Annotated in this window: 18 protein-coding genes; 3 read left to right on the top strand and 15 right to left on the bottom strand. The window is 68.4% G+C overall.

Annotation, left to right across the window (positions count from 1 at the left end):
- Nucleotides 1-24 precede the first annotated feature (24 nt).
- Nucleotides 25-318, bottom strand: a complete 294-nt coding sequence (locus ACYQ1Z_RS02745; RefSeq protein ID WP_459790913.1) for a hypothetical protein — start codon at nt 316-318, stop codon at nt 25-27.
- Between the two features lie 138 nt (nt 319-456).
- Between ACYQ1Z_RS02745 and ACYQ1Z_RS02740 the strand changes: the two genes are divergently transcribed.
- Entirely contained in the window at nt 457-1,611 is a 1,155-nt protein-coding gene (locus tag ACYQ1Z_RS02740) for an acetate kinase (RefSeq protein WP_459790911.1), read from the top strand.
- Between the two features lie 12 nt (nt 1,612-1,623).
- Here the strand turns inward: ACYQ1Z_RS02740 and ACYQ1Z_RS02735 are convergent, their stop codons facing one another.
- The 3 genes from ACYQ1Z_RS02735 to ACYQ1Z_RS02725 form a co-directional block, all read right to left on the bottom strand.
- Complete coding sequence (locus tag ACYQ1Z_RS02735; RefSeq protein WP_459790910.1) at nt 1,624-2,820, bottom strand: NAD(P)/FAD-dependent oxidoreductase; 1,197 nt, start codon at nt 2,818-2,820, stop codon at nt 1,624-1,626.
- Between the two features lie 4 nt (nt 2,821-2,824).
- A complete protein-coding gene (locus ACYQ1Z_RS02730; RefSeq protein ID WP_459790909.1) occupies nt 2,825-3,031 on the bottom strand; it encodes a hypervirulence associated TUDOR domain-containing protein in 207 nt (68 codons plus the stop codon).
- A 148-nt stretch (nt 3,032-3,179) separates the two neighbouring features.
- Nucleotides 3,180-5,414 carry a S9 family peptidase gene (locus ACYQ1Z_RS02725; protein WP_459790908.1) on the bottom strand — a complete coding sequence of 745 codons (2,235 nt, stop codon included), beginning with the start codon at nt 5,412-5,414 and terminating at the stop codon, nt 3,180-3,182.
- A 528-nt stretch (nt 5,415-5,942) separates the two neighbouring features.
- Between ACYQ1Z_RS02725 and ACYQ1Z_RS02720 the strand changes: the two genes are divergently transcribed.
- Nucleotides 5,943-6,365 (top strand): Hsp20/alpha crystallin family protein, encoded by a 423-nt coding sequence (locus ACYQ1Z_RS02720; RefSeq protein ID WP_459790906.1) that lies wholly within the window; start codon nt 5,943-5,945, stop codon nt 6,363-6,365.
- Between the two features lie 364 nt (nt 6,366-6,729).
- On the opposite strand, the gene ACYQ1Z_RS02715 is transcribed toward ACYQ1Z_RS02720, so the two are convergent.
- The 9 genes from ACYQ1Z_RS02715 to ACYQ1Z_RS02675 form a co-directional block, all read right to left on the bottom strand.
- A complete protein-coding gene (locus tag ACYQ1Z_RS02715) occupies nt 6,730-7,656 on the bottom strand; it encodes an NAD(P)H-hydrate dehydratase (RefSeq protein ID WP_459790905.1) in 927 nt (308 codons plus the stop codon).
- Nucleotides 7,634-8,410, bottom strand: coding sequence for a histidine phosphatase family protein (locus ACYQ1Z_RS02710; protein WP_459790904.1), 777 nt, complete (start codon nt 8,408-8,410; stop codon nt 7,634-7,636). The genes ACYQ1Z_RS02715 and ACYQ1Z_RS02710 overlap by 23 nt, the downstream gene beginning before the upstream one ends.
- Before the next feature lie 110 nt (nt 8,411-8,520).
- The gene (locus ACYQ1Z_RS02705; RefSeq protein WP_459790902.1) at nt 8,521-10,203 is read right to left on the bottom strand and encodes an alkaline phosphatase D family protein; all 1,683 of its coding nucleotides are present in this window, start codon (nt 10,201-10,203) and stop codon (nt 8,521-8,523) included.
- 194 nt (nt 10,204-10,397) lie between these two features.
- Nucleotides 10,398-11,540: an LCP family protein gene (locus tag ACYQ1Z_RS02700; protein ID WP_459790900.1), complete on the bottom strand. Its 1,143-nt coding sequence runs from the start codon at nt 11,538-11,540 to the stop codon at nt 10,398-10,400.
- Between the two features lie 116 nt (nt 11,541-11,656).
- The gene (locus ACYQ1Z_RS02695; protein WP_459790899.1) at nt 11,657-12,319 is read right to left on the bottom strand and encodes an arsenate reductase/protein-tyrosine-phosphatase family protein; all 663 of its coding nucleotides are present in this window, start codon (nt 12,317-12,319) and stop codon (nt 11,657-11,659) included.
- Between the two features lie 157 nt (nt 12,320-12,476).
- Nucleotides 12,477-13,097, bottom strand: coding sequence for a DUF305 domain-containing protein (locus ACYQ1Z_RS02690; protein WP_459790897.1), 621 nt, complete (start codon nt 13,095-13,097; stop codon nt 12,477-12,479).
- Nucleotides 13,098-13,209: 112 nt separating this feature from the next.
- Complete coding sequence (locus tag ACYQ1Z_RS02685) at nt 13,210-13,719, bottom strand: hypothetical protein (protein WP_459790896.1); 510 nt, start codon at nt 13,717-13,719, stop codon at nt 13,210-13,212.
- 61 nt (nt 13,720-13,780) lie between these two features.
- Complete coding sequence (locus ACYQ1Z_RS02680; protein ID WP_459790895.1) at nt 13,781-15,934, bottom strand: heavy metal translocating P-type ATPase; 2,154 nt, start codon at nt 15,932-15,934, stop codon at nt 13,781-13,783.
- A gap of 60 nt (nt 15,935-15,994) precedes the next feature.
- Nucleotides 15,995-16,324, bottom strand: coding sequence for a cation transporter (locus ACYQ1Z_RS02675; protein WP_459790894.1), 330 nt, complete (start codon nt 16,322-16,324; stop codon nt 15,995-15,997).
- A 292-nt stretch (nt 16,325-16,616) separates the two neighbouring features.
- Here ACYQ1Z_RS02675 and ACYQ1Z_RS02670 point away from each other — a divergent pair, with 292 nt between their 5' ends.
- Nucleotides 16,617-17,291, top strand: a complete 675-nt coding sequence (locus ACYQ1Z_RS02670) for a PAS and ANTAR domain-containing protein (protein ID WP_459790892.1) — start codon at nt 16,617-16,619, stop codon at nt 17,289-17,291.
- 6 nt (nt 17,292-17,297) lie between these two features.
- Here ACYQ1Z_RS02670 and ACYQ1Z_RS02665 read toward each other — a convergent pair whose 3' ends face one another.
- A complete protein-coding gene (locus ACYQ1Z_RS02665) occupies nt 17,298-17,906 on the bottom strand; it encodes a hypothetical protein (RefSeq protein ID WP_459790891.1) in 609 nt (202 codons plus the stop codon).
- Between the two features lie 48 nt (nt 17,907-17,954).
- Nucleotides 17,955-18,581, bottom strand: a complete 627-nt coding sequence (locus ACYQ1Z_RS02660; RefSeq protein ID WP_459790982.1) for a sortase domain-containing protein — start codon at nt 18,579-18,581, stop codon at nt 17,955-17,957.
- Nucleotides 18,582-18,608 lie beyond the last annotated feature (27 nt).

The raw sequence follows: 18,608 nt of genomic DNA, 5'->3' as shown, positions 1-18,608 counted from the left end.
GCCGCCGTCGTACTTTGTCCGTGGTCAGCTGTTGTCCGGCTTGGCCAGGCTCTCCTTGTCTTCTTCCTTGGCCGGCTCGTCCGAGAGGCCCTGCGGCGTGAGGTCCAGGTCCTCCGTGTTTTCGGGGGCTTCCGGCGCCTCGCCCGTCTCGCCGGCCTTGAGGTGGCCGGTGTCGTCCAGCGCCGGGTTCGCGCCCTCGACGCCGGTGGGATCCTGCTTCCCGCCGCCGGAGTCCGGCTGTGCATTCAGCGGTGCGGTGCTGCTGGATCCCGTGTTGGTGGGGTCGTTCTCGTCGATCGAAGCGGGTTCATTCGTCATGGAAATGTCCTCTCGCGCGTGGTCCAGCCTGTCCGCCGACTGTAGGCACAGCCCGCCCCGATCCGCAAGGAATCAACGCCGCGTGCCCACGCATATAGGGTGGGGTTGAACCGCAGAAGCAAGCCCCAGGAGGCCCCCGTGCTCGTGCTCGTCATCAACTCCGGCTCGTCCTCGCTCAAGTACCAGGTCCGTGACGTCGCGGCCGGAACTGTCCTGACCGAAGGGCTTATCGAGAAGATCGGGCAGGGCAACGGGGGCGACGGCGACGGTGAGATCGTGGGCCCGCGGGACCATGCCGAGGCGCTGGAGCAGGTCGACGCCGCCATCCACCGGGAGCTGGGCGACCTGCAGCTGGGAGCAGTGGGGCACCGCGTGGTCCACGGCGGGGAACGGTTCGCCGAGCCCGTGCTGATCGACAATGAAATCACCCGCGCCATCGAGCGGCTCAACCCGCTCGCCCCGCTGCACAACCCGGCCAACGTCCTGGGCATCCGTGCCATCACCAGGAAGTGGCCGGACATGCCGCAGGTGGCCGTGTTCGACACCGCGTTCCACCGCACCCTCCCCGAACACGCCTGGCGCTACGCCGTCCCCGACGAGCTCTACACCAACCACGGCATCCGCCGGTACGGATTCCACGGCACCTCGCACGAGTACGTCACACGCCGGGCCGCCGCGCTGCTGGACGTTCCCGTGGAGGAGTTCGACGGCGTCATCGCCCACCTGGGCAACGGCGCCTCCGTCACGGCCATCCAGGGCGGACGCTCCTTGGACACCTCCATGGGCTTCACCCCGCTGGAAGGCCTGGTGATGGGCACGCGCTCCGGCGACCTCGACCCCTCCATCCTGGTGTTCCTGGGCCGCGCCGGCTGGACGCCGGAGGACATCGACACCATGCTGAACCGTGAATCCGGCCTGAAGGGCCTGGCCGGGAACAACGACATGCGCTCCGTGGTGGAAGCCTCCGAGTCCGGAAACGCGAAGGCCACCATGGCGCTGGCCGTGACGTCGTACCGGCTGGCCAAGTACATCGGCGGGTACCACGTGGCCGTCGGCGGGGCGAAGGCGCTGGTGTTCACGGCCGGAATCGGGGAGAACTCCCACCAGTTCCGCGCCCTGGTGGCGGACCGGCTGGGGGCCCTGGGCATCGAGCTCGACGGCGGCCTGAACACTGAGCGGTCAAAGGAACCGCGGGTGATTTCCACGCCGCAGTCCGCCATCCCCGTCCTGGTGGTGCCCACGGACGAGGAGCGTGCGATCGCCGAGGCGACCGCCGCCGTCGTTGGTGGCTAGCGGCGGCGCCGCCTACAGCCGGCCTTTGAGGATCAGGTTCCAGTAGAGCCGCGGGAACAGGTCCCGGTCCACCACCCAGGACAGCCTGCTTTCGTTCCACGTCGGCACCCGCGGGATGGTGGGCATGGGCCGGTACCGGTCATCGAATTCCGCGAACACCACCGTGTCCCGTGAAACGGTGAACGGGCACACCGAGTAGCCGTTGTACTTCGCCGGCAGCGGCTTGCCCTTCCGCACGGCAACCAGGTTCCTGGCGAGGACTTTGGTCTGCTTCCGCAGGGCCCCGCCGGCCTTTGAATTGGTGGTGGCGGCGGCATCACCCAGCGACCACACGTTGGGGTAGCGGAGGTGCCGCAGGGTCTGCCGGTCCACTTCCACGAACCCGCCCTTGTCCCCGGCGGCCGGCAGGTCCGTGGCCTTCAGCCAGTCGGGTGCGGACTGCGGCGGAACCCCGTTGAGGACGTCATAGCGCAGCTGGTCCTCAACACCGGTTTCAACGTTCCGGATGGTGGCCGTCTGCCGCCCGGCGTCCACGGACACCAGCTCGCTGTCGGTCCACAGCTCGATGCCGTATTCGGCGATCTTGCGGTCCAGTTCCCGGTCCACCTCGGGGACGCCGAACACGGTGGGGTAGGGCTGGACCATCACCACCCGGATTTTGTCTAGGACGCCTTGTTCCCGCCAGTAGTCGCAGGCCAGGTACATGGGCTTCTGGCTTGCCCCGCCGCACTTGATCGGCCCCGCCGGCATGGTGAACACCGCCGTCCCGGACGTTAATCCACTGAGCAGGGTCCAGGCCTTCGGTGCCAGTTCAAACTCGTAGTGCGAGGCGCCGTGGGGGGAGTGCGCAGCCTCCGCCAGTCCCGGCACCGCGTCCCAGTCGTACTGCAGCCCTGGACACACGACCAACTGCCCGTAGGCGACCGTGGACCCGGACCCGAGGGTGACGGTATTGGTGTTGGCATCGACGTCCACGGCCCTGTCCCGGATCCACGTGACACCTTTGGGGATCACCGATTCCTGGGAGCGCACGGCTTCCTTCGCCGACGCCCGGCCGCCCGCGATGTGCGAGAACAGCGGCTGGTACAGGTGGTGGTCCTTGGGCTCGATCAGGGCCACATCCTTGACGCCGTAGCGCTCCAGCCGGGCCGCAAGGGAAACACCGGCGTTGCCGCCGCCGATGACCACCACCTCGTGCTGGCCTGCCATTGCGCTACTTCTTCTCAGTCAGCGCCGACGCCTTGTGCGCCGCCCGGGCACCTGTTTTGGCGGACTCCACCACGTACTGCGGCTCGTCCTCGCTGGCCCGGTGGGTGTGCCCGTCCAGCTCAAAGTCGCTGGTCTTCTTTTCCACGATCTTGCCGTGCGTTTTGCCCTGCGAAGTGTTCCACTCCACTGACGTTCCCTTGCTCAGTGCCATGTCTTCTCCTAGCTGGGGTTGCTGCGGGCAGGGTGCCCGGCGGCGCGGAGTTGGTGCCAGACAATAGTAAGCATGATGAGCTTTCGAAGGTAGCGGGGCGTACGACGGCGGGACGCGCCGCCGCCGTATGCTTCCTGGCGCGGGTGTGCTACTTCAGGCCGGCTCCTGGCAGCAGGTCTGTGGCGCCCAGGGCATCGGCGATGAACGCGTAGTCCCAGGCGCGTTCACGCCACTGCACGTACCGGCCGGAGGCGCCGCCGTGCCCGCCGTCCATCTCGATCTTCATGACGATCGGCTCGGAGCCGGTGGTCTTGTTCCGGAGTTCCTGCACCCACTTGGCCGGCTCCACGTACAGGACGCGGGTGTCGTTGAAGGACGTGACCGCCGCGATCTTCGGGTAGGCGACCTCCCGGACATTCTCGTAAGGGGAGTAGGACTTCATGTAGGCGTAGGCCTGGGGGTCCGTGATCGGGTTGCCCCATTCCTCCCACTCCAGCGCGGACAGCGGCAGTTCCGGGTCCAGGATGCTGGTGAGCGGGTCCACGAACGGGACCTGCGCCACGATGGCCGCGTACTTTTCCGGGGCCATGTTCGCCACGGCGCCCATCAGCAGGCCTCCGGCGGACCCGCCCAAGGCGGCGATCCGGGAAGGGTCCACCCAGCCGGAGCCGGCCAGCCAGTCGGTGGCGGCGATGAAGTCGGTGAAGGTGTTCTTCTTGGTGAGCTTCTTGCCGTCCTCGTACCAGTGCCGGCCCAGCTCACCGCCGCCGCGGATATGGGCGATAACGAACACCACGCCGCGGTCCAGCAGGGACAGCCGGGCGATGCCAAAACCGGGGTCCATGCTCATCTCGTAGGAACCGTATCCGTAGACCAGGCCGGCCGCCGTCGAGTCCTGCTTGATGCTCTTGTGCCGCAGGACGGACAGTGGGATGCGGGTGCCATCCGCCGCCGTCGCCCATTCCCGGGTGGCGACGTAATCGCTGCCGTCGTAGCCGCCCAGGACGGGGCTTTCCTTGCGGAGCAGCAGTTCGCCGGCGGGCCGCCCAGCAGTGGGCAGCACGAAGTCGTAGACCCGGGACGGGGTGAAGTAGGAGGTGTAGCCGAGCCGGATCACGGGGGCGTCGTAGTCGGACCCGCCCACACCGGCGGTGTAGAGCTCCTCGTCGAAGGCCGGTTCCACGGGTGCCTGCTGCGCCGGTGTGCCGAGCCCGGCGAGGCCCGTCACCTGAACGCGTTCAATGGTGTCCTTGCGGATGGAGACGATCAGGTGCGTGGACGTGACGCCGGCGCCGTTGACGCGGACGTCGTCGGAATGCTCGACGACGGTCTGCCACCGCTGCTCGGAGAGCGGCTTCTGCAGCTCGGCCGGGTCCGCCAGGGACACCATGGAGTTGACGGCGCCGCGGTTGTGGGTGATGAGGAGCTTCTCCTGCCTCTGCCCGTCCGGCCCGGCGAGGAGGAACGGCTCGGCCTCGTACAGCACACGCTCGTTGCGGGAAATGACGGTGGTGACCGCCTGCCCGGGGTCGTCGAAGCGCAGCAGCCGGGTTTCGCTGTACTCGGAGCAGCCGATGCCCAGGACCAGGTGCCGGCGGTCGGCGGAGAGTTCGAAGCCGAGCCACATGGCGGCGTCGTCCTCTTGGTAGATGACAGTGTCGTCCGTGACGGGGGTGCCCAGGACGTGCGCCTTCACCTGGTAGGGGCGCCAGGAGTCGTCCACGACCGTGTAGAAGATGCGGGTGCCGTCGGGGGAGAAGGAGACGCCGTAGAAGACGTTCTCGATGACGTCCGGGAGCGGTTCGCCGGTGCGGAGGTCCTTGATCCGGAGGGTGAACCGTTCGTCGCCGGAGTTGTCCACGGCGTAGGCGTAAAGGTTGCCATCCACGGTCACGGCGGTGCCGCCGATGGAGAAGAACGGCTGCCCTTCCGCCTCGACGTTGCCGTCCAGCAGGATCTGCTCACCGGGCACGTCGACGCCCGGCTCGACGGCGGGCGGCGTCCAGTCGGCGATTTTGTCGTCGGTGTCGGCGGCCTTCACCCGGCACTGGATGCCGTACTCCTTGCCCTCCACCGAGCGGCTGTAGTACCACCAGCCGTCCTTGCGGTGCGGGACGGAAAGGTCGGTCTCCTGGGTGCGGCCCTTGATCTCCTGGAAGATGGCCTCGCGCAGCGGTTCCTGGTGGGCGGTGACCGCCTCCTGGTAGGCATTTTCGGCCTTCAGGTGCGCCACCACCTCGGCGGATTCCTTGTCCCGCAGCCACTCGTAGTTGTCCACGAACGTGTGCCCGTGGTGCGTCCGTTCAAGGGGGACCCGCTTGGCCACCGGCGGGGCGGCGGACGCGGAGGGGCTGGCGGGATCCTGCAGCGGAGTGGAGGTCATGGATTCAATATAGCCACCGCGTGGGACAATTCCCGGGGCCGTTCGCTACCGGGGAAGCCCTAGTGGCTCCCACGCCGCAGGCGTATTGTGTTCACCGCAAGGCACATCCGCCCAGCGTGAGAGGGGAAGTTCATGACCATCCCGCCAGTGCACGAACCCGAGCCGTTTCCGCCGGAACCGGGTCCGGAGCCCACACCAACGGACCCCACGCAGCCGCAGCCCGGCCATCCGGCGCCCAATCCATTCCCGGCACCGCCGGCACCCGGCCCGCTGCCCGTGCCCGACCCCGGGCCGGCGCCGCTCCGCCCGGATCCCACCAGAAGCTGACACAAACACTGCCGGAGGGGCCCTTTGCATCCCGCGAAGGGCCCCTTTTCGCTGCCCGGAAACGCCCCAGAAAACATCCAAAAATTCCCTGCCGGACCGCTTGCAGATCTCCGTCCACGGTGCTAAAAAATCTATATCAGCCAATACAGATCGGCTGAGACCAGGAACAGTGTTGGACCATTCCTTACAAGGAGGGAAGCCATGTTGATGCGCACCGATCCGTTCCGCGAGCTGGACAGGCTGGCCCAGCAGGTCCTCGGCACGTCAGCGCGTCCGGCAGCGATGCCAATGGATGCCTGGCGGGAAGGCCAGGAATTTGTCGTCGCTTTTGACCTGCCCGGCGTCGCAGTGGATTCAGTGGACCTGGATGTGGAACGGAATGTCCTGACGGTCCGGGCCGAGCGTCCCGACGTCACGGGCAAGGACACCGAACTGATTGCCTCCGAGCGGCCGCGCGGCGTCTTCAGCCGCCAGCTGATCCTCGGGGACACCCTCGACGTCGACAACGTGAAAGCCACGTACGACGCCGGTGTCCTGACGCTGCGGATCCCGGTCGCCGAAAAGGCCAAGCCACGCAAGATCGAGATTGAAACGAAGGGGGCAAAGCAAGAGATCGCAGCCTAGGTCCCCTGCAGGATCGGGATGTCGGGTACCGATGATGACTGCCTTTTTGGGCGGATTGCCATGAGTGCACGCCACCGCGCCAGACAGCGCACCGGCAGCAACACCTGAATGTCCCGATGCGGCGGCCCCCGGCTTCGGCCGGGGGCCGTCTATGTTACCCGCGGGGATCCCTTGTCCGGGGCGCCACCGGGGTGTAGAAAAGGGTTACCGGGAGGATCCGAACGCGTTGTATCTGCCAGTTTTGGGCGGTTTGCCTTTAAGGAACGCCACAGCGCCGGTAGCGCATCGGCAGTTGCGAGTGATCCCCTCCGATTGATGGCCCCCGAGCTTCCAAGCAGGGGGCCATCCCTTTGCCCGCGTTGGACTAGGTGTTCAGTTCCAGCATCAGCGCGGGCAGTTCGTCGGCGAGTTCGCGCGCCAGGAACCCCAGCGGACCCAGCCTGCTGGCGAGACGGTCGGCGGCCGCCGCATGAAGATGCGTCCCCCAGCAGGCAGCCTGTGACCCGGTGGTGCCGCGCGCCCGAAGGCCCGCGATGGCGCCGGCCAGCACGTCCCCGCTCCCGGAGGTCCCCAGTCCGCCATACCCGGTGGTGATCTTCCACAGCGCCGGTTCATCCGGGGCGCCGGGCGGCTGTGCGACCAGGCCCTGGCAACTCACCACGGCGTCGAACTGTTTGGCGATGGCGGCCACATCGGCTTCGAGGTCACCGATATCCCGGCCCAGCAGGACGGCCGCCTCCGTCGGATTCGGGGTCAGGATCAGCCGGCCGCGCCACGGCTCCAGCTTGTCTTCCAGCTTCACCAGGCCGCCCAGCGCATACGCATCCAGCACGACGGCGCCCCCGCCTTCGCCGTCACGCGCGCCTGCGGGTTCCTCCCGCTCCAGCAGGGCCCGCAGGAGTTCCTCCGCCAGATCGGGATCGTCGAGGCCGGGGCCCACCAGGATGGCGTCCCCCCGGTCCAGGTAGGACGAGATCCGGTCCAGCCCCTCGGCGGTCACGGACCCGGTGGTGTTTTCGGGCAGGCCGATCGCTCCGCATTCGGGCAGCGCAACCCCCGCCTGCACCGCCACCGACTCGGCCACGGCAAGGGTGAGCTTCCCTGCGCCCGCCCGGAGCGCGGCGGCCCCTGCCAGCAGGGCGGCACCGGGCGTCGCCCGTGCCCCGCCGACCACCAGCACCGATCCGCGGGAATACTTGTCCTCGCCGGGTGCCGGCAACGGCCAGTCGCGCAGCAGCGACGGCGTCACCAGGACCGGGTTGGCGGCATCAGCGCGGGTGGACACTGGCATCCCCGGCATGCTCGGTCACCTCGACGCCCTGCTCGGCCAGGTGGTCCGCCACGTTGAAGCTCTCCAGCGTCCATGGCCCAACACCGGAAGGACGGACGTACCGGGTCATGGACGCATTCAGCACGGCCTCGCTGGCGGCGAGGTCCAGCAGTTCCTGCTCGGACATGCCCTCCAGGACGTACCGGAACAGCATGATCACGGCATCGTGGCAAACCAGCATCACGCGGTGCCCCGAGCCCAGGTTGTTGAGTTCGTCCAGCAACGACCGGAGCCGGAGCGCCACATCAGCCCAGGACTCCCCGCCCGGCGGCCGGTAGTACAGCTTGCCCTGCCAGGACCGCCGCTCGGCTTCCACGGGATAACGGGTTTCCACTCCCAACCTGGTCAGCCGGTCGAGGATACCCAGTTCCCGGTCCCGCAGCCGCTCATCCATGCGCACTTTCACCGGCCAGCCGGCAGTTTCCACCGCGATTTCGGCGGTCTGCCGTGCGCGGACATACGGGGACGACACCACCGCGTCCGGACGGAACTCCTCGGTGACCCGGGCCAGAGCGGTCCCCAGCGCCTTGGCCTGTTCCCGCCCGGTATCGGAAAGGGTCACATCGGCATCACGGGCGGGCACGTCGATGACTTCCGCCCCCGCCAGGCGGGCCTCGGTGGCCGCAACGTTGCCTTCGCTCTCGCCGTGCCGGATCAGCAGCAGCTCCACCGCCCCGGCCTCCTGCACCGCCTGCGTCAGTCCGTCGTCGTTCATGAATGCTCACCCCGTCCGCGCCGAAATCAGGAACACTACCTGCGGCCGTACCCACAGGGCCGGAAGGATAAACGGACGACGGCGGCCTGCCGCCGTCGTCCGCCCGGCGGCTACCGCTCCGGCGTCAGCACCTTCGAGAACACCGTTGCCCCGTTGGCGTTCCGCAGGCTGACGGTAAAGGACCCGTCTTCAAGCTGGACGTGCCCGAAGAACTGGTTTTCGCCGTTACGCGGGGACTCGCCCGGAAAGCGGCCGGCCTTGGAGAAGACCACCTCAGGGCCGAACGTCCCGTCCATTGCGTTGGGTCCGAACGAGCCGGCAGCGATGGGCCCGGCCACGAATTCCCAGAACGGGTCGAAGTCGGTGAACGCGGCCCGTTCGGGGGAGTAGTGGTGCGCGGCGCAGTAGTGCACGTCGGCGGTGAGCCAGACGATGTTTTTCACCCGGTTCCGCTTGAACGCGCTCAGCACGCCCGCGATCTCCAGTTCCCGGCCCAGGGGAGCGCCCGGGTCCCGGTTGGCCAGGCTCTCCTGGTTCACGGCCCCGTCGGGCACGATGATGCCCAGCGGCAGGTCCGCGGCGATCACCTTCCACGTGGCCTTCGACGCCGACACCTCCCGGATCAGCCAGTCCACCTGCTCCTGGCCCAGGATGTTTGTGGCGTACGCTTCCTTGCCGTCCGTGTTGGGCGACTTGAACGTGCGCATGTCGAGGCAGAAGACATCCAGCTGCGGGCCGCGGGAGATCTTCCGGTAGATGCGCGCGGGCTGGTACTGGCCGCCGTCGTCGAACGTGCCCGGCCGCCACGATGCGGCACCCTCGGCGATCGGCATGTACTCCTGCCACGCCTGCCGGCCGCGCGCGGCGAGCGTGTTCACGTCCCGGACCGTGTAGCGGGGATCGTCCAGGATTTCGCCCGGGTACCAGTTGTTGGTGGTCTCGTGGTCGTCCCAGTTGGCGAACACGGGAACGTCGGCGAACATGGCCCGCATGTTCGCGTCCATCAGGTTGTAGCGGTGCCGGCCGCGGTACTCGTCGAGTGTCTCAGCCACCTTGGACACCTCCTCGGTGACCAGGTTCCGCCACACCTGCCCGTCCTTCTCCACCACGGTTTCAGGGATGGGCCCGTCCGCGTACACGGTGTCGCCGGAGTGGATGAAGAAGTCCGGCCGGGTTTGGTGCATGGCCCGGTAGCCGCGCATCCCGCCGATCTCCTCGTTGATGCCCCAGCCCTGGCCCGCGGTGTCGCCGGTCCACACAAAGCTTTGCGCGGACGACGCCTGCACCTCGCCGCCGTTGCTGGTGTCACCGGTGCGGCCCTTGCCGTTGTACGTCCCGGCGTCGGGGGCCGTGCGGAAGGCGCCGCGGGCCGTCTCACCGGCCGCGCCGCCGTCGTCCTCGAAGCTGATCTCGAGCGCGAACCTGGTGTTGGAGGGCAGGTTGCCGGCGTGGATCTTCGCGGTGAAGTCCGACGCCTGGGTAGCACGGGGACCGCGGAGGACCCGCTCAAAGGCGCCGCGGCCGCGGAGGATCGCGCCGCCGTCGTCCACTGCCCGCAGGACCGCCGTCATCCGACCGGCACCCGAGGACCGGGACCACAGCACCGCCGAATCCGAGGTCACGTCCCCGGTGGCGATGCCGCTGGGCAGCGTCAGACGGTTCCGGACCAGCGCGACGCCGGCGGGAGATGTTGTTGGCGCGGCGTTGGCGGCGCCCGGGACGGAGGCCAGGGCGGCGGCAAGGACCGAACCCTTGACGATGGTGCGGCGGGAAATCCGGGAAATGTCAGTCATATCCTCAGGCTGCCGCCGCCGGGCACCCGGACTCTGGCCGGCGGGTAAACACACGGTGAGGCGGGGCTGAACAGCGGGGTGGCTTCCCGGGAGCACGGGCGCACCGACGCAGCGAGGCCGGAGTTCATTGCGGCGGGGCAGTCCCTGCGCGGTGAACCCCGGGTTCATTGCGCAGGGAAAGGGCACTGCAACCCCTACGGCCTTGCGAACTCCGCGATCCGGCCTTCCCTCAGGGCAGCCCCTACGGCGGCGATCCCGCCGTAATCCGGGAACACCACGGACTGTCCGGCCACCATGCCGGTTCCCGCGGTGGGCAACGTCATGGTGCCGATGGCGTTAACGTCCAGGTTCCGGAGGCTGTAGGCCAGGATGGCGGCCTGGACGGGGTCGAAGCCGCGGTCCACTGTAAGGCAGCAGCTTGCGAAATCAACCAGTGACCGCACCGTGTTGACGTCCATCAGCGCGCCGCCGGCGGTGAGGCGGGCAAGGATGGCCCGGAGCATGATTCGCTGGTTCTGGACCCGCTGGAAGTCGCCGTCGCTGAAGCCGTACCGTTCGCGGGTGAACTCGAGCGCGGCCTGGCCGTCCAGGTGGTTGATGCCCTGGGAGAAGACGTGGAAGGTGTCGAACGTTGACTGGAAGGCGGTGGGCACGTTGACGTCAATGCCGCCCAGCCCGTCAATGAGGTTTCGGAAGCCGATGAAGTCGAGCATCAGCGTGTGGTCGATCGTGATACCCAGCAGCGATTGCACCGCCGAGGTGGTCATGTCGATCCCGCCATACTGCAGCGCTGCGTTGATCTTGGAGCCGCCCAGGCCGGGAACGTCCACCCAGAGGTCGCGCATGATCGAGATGACGTAGAGACTGTGCCGGTCGGCCGGGACGTGGACCACCATCAGCGTGTCCGCCCTGTGGTCGATGGGTTCGCCGGTCCGGGCCGTATGGTCGGCAGCCTCGCGCGCACTGGCACGGCTGTCGCTGCCGATGACGAGGACGTTCATCGGGGTCGCCGGAAGTTCGGGGATGGGGGGAGGCGGCGGCGGGGGCGGGGGAGCTGAGGGGGTTGTTTCGGTCGGCGTCTCTGAGGGCGTCCCCGACGGCGTGGGGCTGGGCGTTTCGCTTTGCGTCGCCGCAGGCTGCGCTTCCGTTCCGGCCCGGTTCAGGCTGATGACTGCCACGACGCCGGCGGCCAGGAGAACCAGTGCCAGCAGCGCCGCGATCCAGCGGCGCCGGCCGTGGGCCACCATGCTCCCGGCCCCGGACGGGCTTGGCGGCTGCGCGCCGGATTTCCCGGACCCGGTTGCTCCGGATGGGTCAGAACCGCCTGGGATACTCATGGTTCCTCCACGTCATCGTGACTGTAGGGATCAGTGTCCGCCCGCCGGCCCTCCGCTGGCTACAGGCGTGTCCAAACTGTCATCAATGCTGCGGTATCCCACAGGACCCCGGAACGTTACAACGGATTCGACGCGGCCCCGCGTACTGGGGAGTTGAGGCGGGCGTGCCGGAGGATCGAGACGATGGCCGGGGCCATCTCGTCCTCCATCTGCCGGTAAACCTCGGGGGCGCGGCGGTACGGGTCCACGATGTCGTTGTCGGCGGCGTCCGCCGGCAGGGAGAGGTGCCGCACCCCGGCGGCCCGCGCCGGCAGCCCGCGCCAGAAGGCCGCATTGGCGGCGAGGTGGCCGCCGCCGTCTGGCGCGTCCGACGGCGGGACGTCACCTTGGGGGGAAGCGGCCCGTTCGTCCAGGACATCGAGCATGCGTGCGAACTCGCGGATGGTGAAGGTGCGCTTCAGCAGTGAGGCGTCCAGTTGCAGCACCTCGCCGCGGTGGCCGGACGTCATAGTGAGCACCAGGTCCACCCCGCGCAGGATCTTCGCCGTCAGCTGGCGGGCGGCGAACCCCTCCGGGTCGCCGCCGAACGTGCGGACGATGTCGGCCGAGATGGGCTGCATTGGCTCGCCCACGAGGGCCCGCGTGCCGGCGCTGGACACCTCAAACCCGCCGGGCACCACCTGGTCCAGCCCCGCCTGCAGCAGCCGCTCGGCCACCGGGGACCGGCAGATGTTGCCGGTGCAGACGGTCAGGATTCGTACTGGCGCGGGTGTGTCCAAGGAGGTGTCTCTTTTCCCAGCTGGTGACGGACCGTTCAGCCCGTGCTTTTCAACGTAACATGCCACACCCTGCGCCGGCCGTCACACCGCACGCTCTCCCACCCCTCGGTGGGGGTGGGAGAGCGTTGGCGGTTTTGTTGCAGGAAGTGGAAGGGCGTCAGATGGTGGTGAGCAGTTGCTTCATCTCCGCGATCTCGGCCTCCTGGGCGGTGACGATGTCCCGGGCCAGCTGGACTGCGGCCGGGTACTTGCCCGCACCGATCTCCTGCTGCGCCATGTCAACGGCGCCCTCGTGGTGGCCGATCATCTGCTCCAGGAACAGCCGGGCCGCGTCAGCTCCTCCTGCGGCGTTGAGCTTGTCGATTCCGGCTTCGTCCACCATGCCGGACATGCCGTGGCCGGAGTGGTCGCTCATCATGGTGGGCACATTCCAGCCGGTAAGCCACCCGGTCATGGTTTCGATTTCGGGAGCCTGGGCGTCCTTGATCTTTGTGGCCAGTGCGGTGACTTCGGCGGGCACGTCCGGCTTGGCGAGGATGATGTCGCTCATCTCCACGGCCTGCTGGTGGTGCGGAATCATCATCTGGGAAAACATGATGTCGGCCTCGTTATGCTCGGCGCCGGCGTCAGGCATCATGCTCGGCATCGGGGACGAGCTGCCGTGGTTCATGGGCATGGTGTTTCCGCCGGAGCTTCCGGAGTCGGCGGCGCAGCCGGCCAGGCCCAGGGAGGCGGCGAGGGCGGCGGCGATGGACAGGGTCTTGATGTTCATGGTCATGGTTGAACGTCCTTAGGAAAGTAGCTGAACTGTGTGCCCGGCGGACGCTTCTGCGCGCCGGGCCTGTGCCGTTTAGGTCTGTGCCGTTGCCGGCATGGAGCAGTGCAGCGGTTTACGTTCGACTGATGGACAGTTCGCAGGGCGTGGGCGTGGAGGGTACCCGGGCGGTGGCGGTTCCAGGCTGGATGCCGGCGGCATGGGCCGGATGGAGGGCCAGGCCTGTCCGGGGTGGCAGCACAGTGAGCGATCCCGCCTGCGCGGACGGAGTACAGGAAGTGCCTTGCTCGTCCGCGCCGGGGCAGGACCCGCCGCAGGACTCTGCACCGGTCAACAGTGCGGGTGCCCCGGCATGGCTGTCCGGCTCCAGGTGCCCGTCGCCGGAAGTCCCGTGCGAAAGGTGGCCGACGGCGGCGTGCCCGGCCGGGTGCGCCGCATGCTCCCCGGGAGCGGCCGGGCCCTCATCCGAGGCGGCCGCAACCGCATGCCCCGCGGATCCGGCGCCGTGGGCGGAGTGGTCCGCCGTCATCACGTGCATGCCCAGGATTCCGGCCACCAGGGCCAGCAGGGCAGTGAGCAGCCCGGCCTGGCGGAACACCACAAGGGCGCGTGCTGGTGCGGTCATGGCCTCCTCCTTCCGGCGGGTTGATGCGTGGCGGCCGGCGGACAATCCGGCCACGGTGTTTCTAACGTACCTCCGACGGGTTCAGTTTCAGGCGCCGGAGCAGCTGGGCGTTGAGGGCCACCACGATCGTGGACGCGGACATCAGCACGGCCCCGGCTGCGGGTGAGAGGACCACCCCGGCGAACGCCAGGACGCCGGCGGCCAGCGGGACCGAGAGGATGTTGTAGCCCGTGGCCCACACCAGGTTCTGCCACATCTTGCGGTAGCTGGCCCGGGACAGGTCCACCATGGACAGGACGGCGCGCGGGTCGTTCCCGGCCAGCACCACGCCGGCCGACTCCATGGCCACGTCCGTTCCGGCGCCGATCGCGATCCCCACTTCCGCGCGGGCCAGCGCCGGGGAATCGTTGACGCCGTCGCCCACCATGGCAACCTTCAGCCCGCGGGCCTGGAGTTCGGCCACCTTCTTGTCCTTGTCCGCGGGCAGGACCTCGGCGAAGACCTCGTCGATCCGAAGGTCCTTCGCTACCGCCTCCGCCACCTGCCGGGCGTCGCCGGTGACCATGGCAACTTTGACGCCACGGTTCTGCAGCGCCCCCACGGCCTGCCGCGACTCCGGCCTGACCGCGTCTTCCAGGCTCACAGCTCCCAGGACCTGGCCGCCGTCGAGCACGTGCAGGACTGCCGCGCCGCGTTCCATCCAGCCGCGCGTCACCTCCGCCACGGCGGGAGGTTCGACGGCGCCAAGCTCGCGCAGGAGCGCCGGCCCGCCCACGTGCAGCGTGCGTCCGTCCACGCTGGCCCGGACGCCGCGCCCGGTCAGGGAGCTGAACGAGCCGGCCTGGGGCAGGTCCAGGTTCCGTTCGCGGGCGGCACGGACGATGGCGCGCGCCACGGGGTGTTCGCTGTCGGACTCGACGGCGGCGGCCAGGGCAAGCAGCCGGTCGGCGTCCACGCCCTCTGCGGCGGCGATGTCCTTGAGCTCGGGTTCGCCGGTGGTCAGCGTGCCGGTCTTGTCGAAGAGGACAACGTCAACGGTCCGCATGCGTTCCAGGGCCATCCGGTTCTTGATCAGCACCCCGGCCCGGGCGGCCTGCTCGGTGGAGATGGCGATGACCAGGGGAATGGCCAGCCCCAGGGCGTGCGGGCAAGCAATCACCAGGACGGTGACGGTCCGGGTGACCGCCTCCGGAACGCTGCCCATCAGGGTCCAGGCAATGAACGTCAGCACACCGGCGCCGGCGGCAAAGTAGAAGAGGAAGGCGGCGGCACGGTCGGCCAGGGCCTGGGCCCGGGAGGACGACGCCTGCGCTTCGGCCACCAGGCGCTGGATCCCGGCGAGCGCCGTGTCGTCGCCCACCGCTGTGATCCGGACGCGGACCCTGTTGTCCGTGGCCACCGTTCCGGCCACGACGGCGTCGCCGGGTCCGCGCAGGACAGTTTTGGATTCGCCGGTGATCATGGCTTCATCGAACTCGGCCTGCCCGTCCACAACGGTTCCGTCCGCGGGCATCCGCGCACCGGGCCGCACCAGGACGAGGTCGTCCGGGCGGAGCTCGGAGACAGGAACTGTTTCAATACCTGCACCGGTGACCCGTTCGGCTTCATCGGGCAGGAGCGCCGCGAGCGCGTCGAGCGCACCCTGGGCCGAACCCAGGGCTCGCATCTCGATCCAGTGGCCGAGCAGCATGATGGCCACCAGGAGCGCGAGCTCCCACCAGAAGTCGAGATCGAACCCGCCCAGGCCCAGGCTGGTGACCCACGACGCCGCGAACGCAACGGTGATGGCCATGGCGATAAGCAGCATCATGCCCGGCCGGCGGTCCTTCAGTTCCTGCAGCCCGCCCTTCAGGAACGGCTGCCCGCCATAGGCGAAGATGACGGTGCCCAGGACGGGCGGGATCCAGGCGGAGCCGGGAAACGCGGGTGCCATGTAACCCAGGATGTGGCCCACCATCGGGCTGAAGTACACCACCGGCACGGACAGTGCCAGGGTAAGCCAAAACCGGTTCTTGAACATGGCGGTGCTGTGGCCGGCGTGCTGGCCGGAGGTGTGGACCGTGTGGTCGTCGTCGTGGCCTTGTTGTCCGGTATGCATGTGCGGGGCGTCTGCGTGGCCGGGAGGGGCTGCCTGTGCTGCGGGGTGGGTGAGGGTCCCGCCTGCCTGGCCGCCGTCGTCGTCGTGATGATGGTCATGGTGCGTGTGGTCCTGCATCGCTTCCTCTCTGGAGGACAAACTCTTCGGGCGCCAGGGGCTGTGGCTCCTGGCGCTTGGTCAGTCTGCGGCCAGCGAATAGCCGGCGGCGGTAACGGCTGTGCGGACGGCGGCATCGGACGCGCCGCCTGCCACGGTCAGGCGGGAACGGCCGCCCGGGACCAGGTCGACTGCGGCGGACTCGACCCCGTCGAGCGCGGCGACCGCTTTCTCGACCGTGCTGACGCAGTGCCCGCACGTCAGGCCTTCCACCGCGAATTCGCGCAGGGGACTGGACGGGGATGGCAGCACGACGACGGCGGCAGGGGCCTTGTGCCTGCCGCCGGCGGGGGAGCAGCAGCTGCAGCCGGAGGAAGCCAGGGGGAGGGCGGTGCGGTGTTCGATGTCCATGTCAGTTCCAATCCAGAACGAAGGGTTATTCCTTGCAGGAGGGGTGCTGGGGTTGAACGGCTGTGAAGGCGGGGGCGCCGCCGGGACATACCACTTCACTGACAACACCTCGAAATATACCCCCAGGGGGTATGGGCGTCAAGAGTCGGATACCCTGCCTGCGCCGGAGGCGGTCCCGTCAAGGGGGCTTCCCGCCCTACCTTCCGCCGTCCGGTTTAGCGATACTGGTACTAGGACCGCGGCGGCGCCAGCCTGCCGTGGATGCGTTGAAGTGCTACGAGGAGGTGGCCTTGTGACAACTGATTTGAGCGGCCCCTATACCTATTCCAGCGCTCTGGGGGACAACGAATGTGTCGCCGGGACGTACCACGCTGATGTGGAGGGGTGGAAGCTGCAGTGGTCGGACGGGATGTACCAGCTGCATGGCTACCGGCGCGGTGATGTGGTTCCCACCCTGGAGCTGCTCTACTCGCACAAGCATCCTGAGGACCGGCCACGGTGCGAAGCAATCGTTGCGCAGGTGGTGCAGACCGGCGGCTACTTCGCGATGTATCACCGGATCATTGATGCCAAGGGCCGCACCCGGCGGGTCCTGACCTCGGGCGAAGGGATCGTGGATGAGGACGGCAAGGTCATCGCGCTGGAAGGTGTGATGGTGGACCTGACCTCCACGCTCCAGCGCGAAACGGAAAAGACCGCCCGCGACGCCGTGGCCGGTGCCACACAGACCCGCAGTGTTGTGGACCAGGCCCGCGGGATCCTGATGGGCCAGCTGAAGATGGACGCCGACGACGCTTTCAAGATGCTGGTGAGCACCAGCAGCCACCGGAACGTCAAACTGGTGGTGGTCGCAGCCGAACTGGTGCAGCTAGCCAACTCCGCCGAGGCGCGCAGGTACCTGGACAACGCGGTCAAAGCCATCGCGGTGGAAAGCGAATCGCCGTCGGCCAGGCGCCAGGTGGTCTGAGCTGCGCTAGTGGTGCTCCACCCAGCAGGCCAGAATGGTGGTGGACAGCTGGTAGGCCAGGGCGTTCCGCGTGACGGCGTCCGGGCCGATGGCTGCCGGAAGGCCTGAGGCGTCAACATCAAGGACAAAGCTGTCCTTCTGGAACACTGCAGATCCGCCCGCGGTCTCAAAGGCGGGGAAGCCCAGGTTCGCCAGCCCCTCAATGGGTGTGGCGTCCGCCGCCAGCGCCTGCATCGCCTCGAAGTACTCCAGGGCGGACGCCTGGTCCGGAGCCTCTTTCACGGATATCTCCAATGCGCCCTCCGCCAGGTGGTAGACGCAGGTAAAGGTGCTGTCCGCCCAGGTGCTGGCGGTGTGCGGGTCCTGCTTCAGGTCAAGGATGGACGTAAGCCGGTCCATGGGTTGGTCTCCGCAGACCATCGCGGCAGCGTCGCTGGGTCCGACGCTTGGCCGCCGGGTGGCGACGGAGGCGTGGTGGCCGCCGGCGTGGCCGGATTGGGTTGCAGCGGGCGCACCGGAGGCAGGCGGCGCCGCTGCTCCCGACGCCGTGGCGCATCCGGAGAGGAGAAGGCAGGACACTGCCAGGGAAGCCAGCAGGGGTGCAGGGTGGTTCATGGCTTGTCCGTCCTTGCCGCACCATTTGGGCGGCGGTGTAGGTTCTGGTCAGGCTCTGAGCTTTGCGTAGACCACGTAGTTGTCGTCGAAGAGCCCCGTTGCGGGGTCGTAGCCGTCGCACGTGACGAGGCGCAGTTCGGCTCCGTCGGTGTTGCCGTAGACCTCGAACGTGGGAAAGCTGTCCTTGCCGTAGAGGGCGCCGCGCTCCACTGTGAACACCGCCGTGCTGCCGTCGGCGCGGGAAACGCTGATCTCCGCACCCGGTGCCAGCGAGCGCAGATCCTTGAAGACGCCCGAATGGCCGCCCAGCGCGTTGACATGGCCCAGCATCACCGAGGGGCCGCGTTCCCCGGGCGTGGGGGAGCCGGTGTACCAGCTGGCCGGGGCGCCGTTGCCGGTGTCCTGCGGGACCTCAAGCGTACCGTTGGGCCGCAGGCCTAGATGCAGCAGATCGGTCCGGACGCCGATCGCCGGGATCGCCAGGGTTACCGGCTCCGACCTTGCAAGGACGGGAGGCGCGACGGCGGGTGGTGGTGGCTGCGCGGGTGCGGCGCCGGCCGGGGAAGGGGTGGCCGGTGTCGAGGGCGCCGCGGGCGGCGGCATCGAGGCGGAAGCCTGCGGCCCGGCCTCGGGCGCTCCGGTGCCGCCGGGACCGCACGCGGAGACGGTGAGCAGGAGCAGAAGCCCCGGGGGCGGGGGGGG

The sequence above is a fragment of the Arthrobacter sp. AD-310 genome (assembly GCF_054656615.1).
This window is presented reverse-complemented; position numbering and strand designations above follow the sequence as displayed.

Excerpts from the sequence above, each read along its gene's own strand:
- ACYQ1Z_RS02700 (WP_459790900.1), bottom strand. The coding sequence starts at position 11,540 with ATGAGTATCCCAGGCGGTTCTGACCCATCCGGAGCAACCGGGTCCGGG.
- ACYQ1Z_RS02725 (WP_459790908.1), bottom strand. The coding sequence starts at position 5,414 with ATGACCTCCACTCCGCTGCAGGATCCCGCCAGCCCCTCCGCGTCCGCC.
- ACYQ1Z_RS02720 (WP_459790906.1), top strand. The coding sequence starts at position 5,943 with ATGTTGATGCGCACCGATCCGTTCCGCGAGCTGGACAGGCTGGCCCAG.
- ACYQ1Z_RS02705 (WP_459790902.1), bottom strand. The coding sequence starts at position 10,203 with ATGACTGACATTTCCCGGATTTCCCGCCGCACCATCGTCAAGGGTTCG.
- ACYQ1Z_RS02690 (WP_459790897.1), bottom strand. The coding sequence starts at position 13,097 with ATGACCATGAACATCAAGACCCTGTCCATCGCCGCCGCCCTCGCCGCC.
- ACYQ1Z_RS02680 (WP_459790895.1), bottom strand. The coding sequence starts at position 15,934 with ATGCAGGACCACACGCACCATGACCATCATCACGACGACGACGGCGGC.
- ACYQ1Z_RS02735 (WP_459790910.1), bottom strand. The coding sequence starts at position 2,820 with ATGGCAGGCCAGCACGAGGTGGTGGTCATCGGCGGCGGCAACGCCGGT.
- ACYQ1Z_RS02665 (WP_459790891.1), bottom strand. The coding sequence starts at position 17,906 with ATGAACCACCCTGCACCCCTGCTGGCTTCCCTGGCAGTGTCCTGCCTT.
- ACYQ1Z_RS02710 (WP_459790904.1), bottom strand. The coding sequence starts at position 8,410 with ATGAACGACGACGGACTGACGCAGGCGGTGCAGGAGGCCGGGGCGGTG.
- ACYQ1Z_RS02675 (WP_459790894.1), bottom strand. The coding sequence starts at position 16,324 with ATGGACATCGAACACCGCACCGCCCTCCCCCTGGCTTCCTCCGGCTGC.
- ACYQ1Z_RS02685 (WP_459790896.1), bottom strand. The coding sequence starts at position 13,719 with ATGACCGCACCAGCACGCGCCCTTGTGGTGTTCCGCCAGGCCGGGCTG.
- ACYQ1Z_RS02715 (WP_459790905.1), bottom strand. The coding sequence starts at position 7,656 with ATGCCAGTGTCCACCCGCGCTGATGCCGCCAACCCGGTCCTGGTGACG.
- ACYQ1Z_RS02730 (WP_459790909.1), bottom strand. The coding sequence starts at position 3,031 with ATGGCACTGAGCAAGGGAACGTCAGTGGAGTGGAACACTTCGCAGGGC.
- ACYQ1Z_RS02745 (WP_459790913.1), bottom strand. The coding sequence starts at position 318 with ATGACGAATGAACCCGCTTCGATCGACGAGAACGACCCCACCAACACG.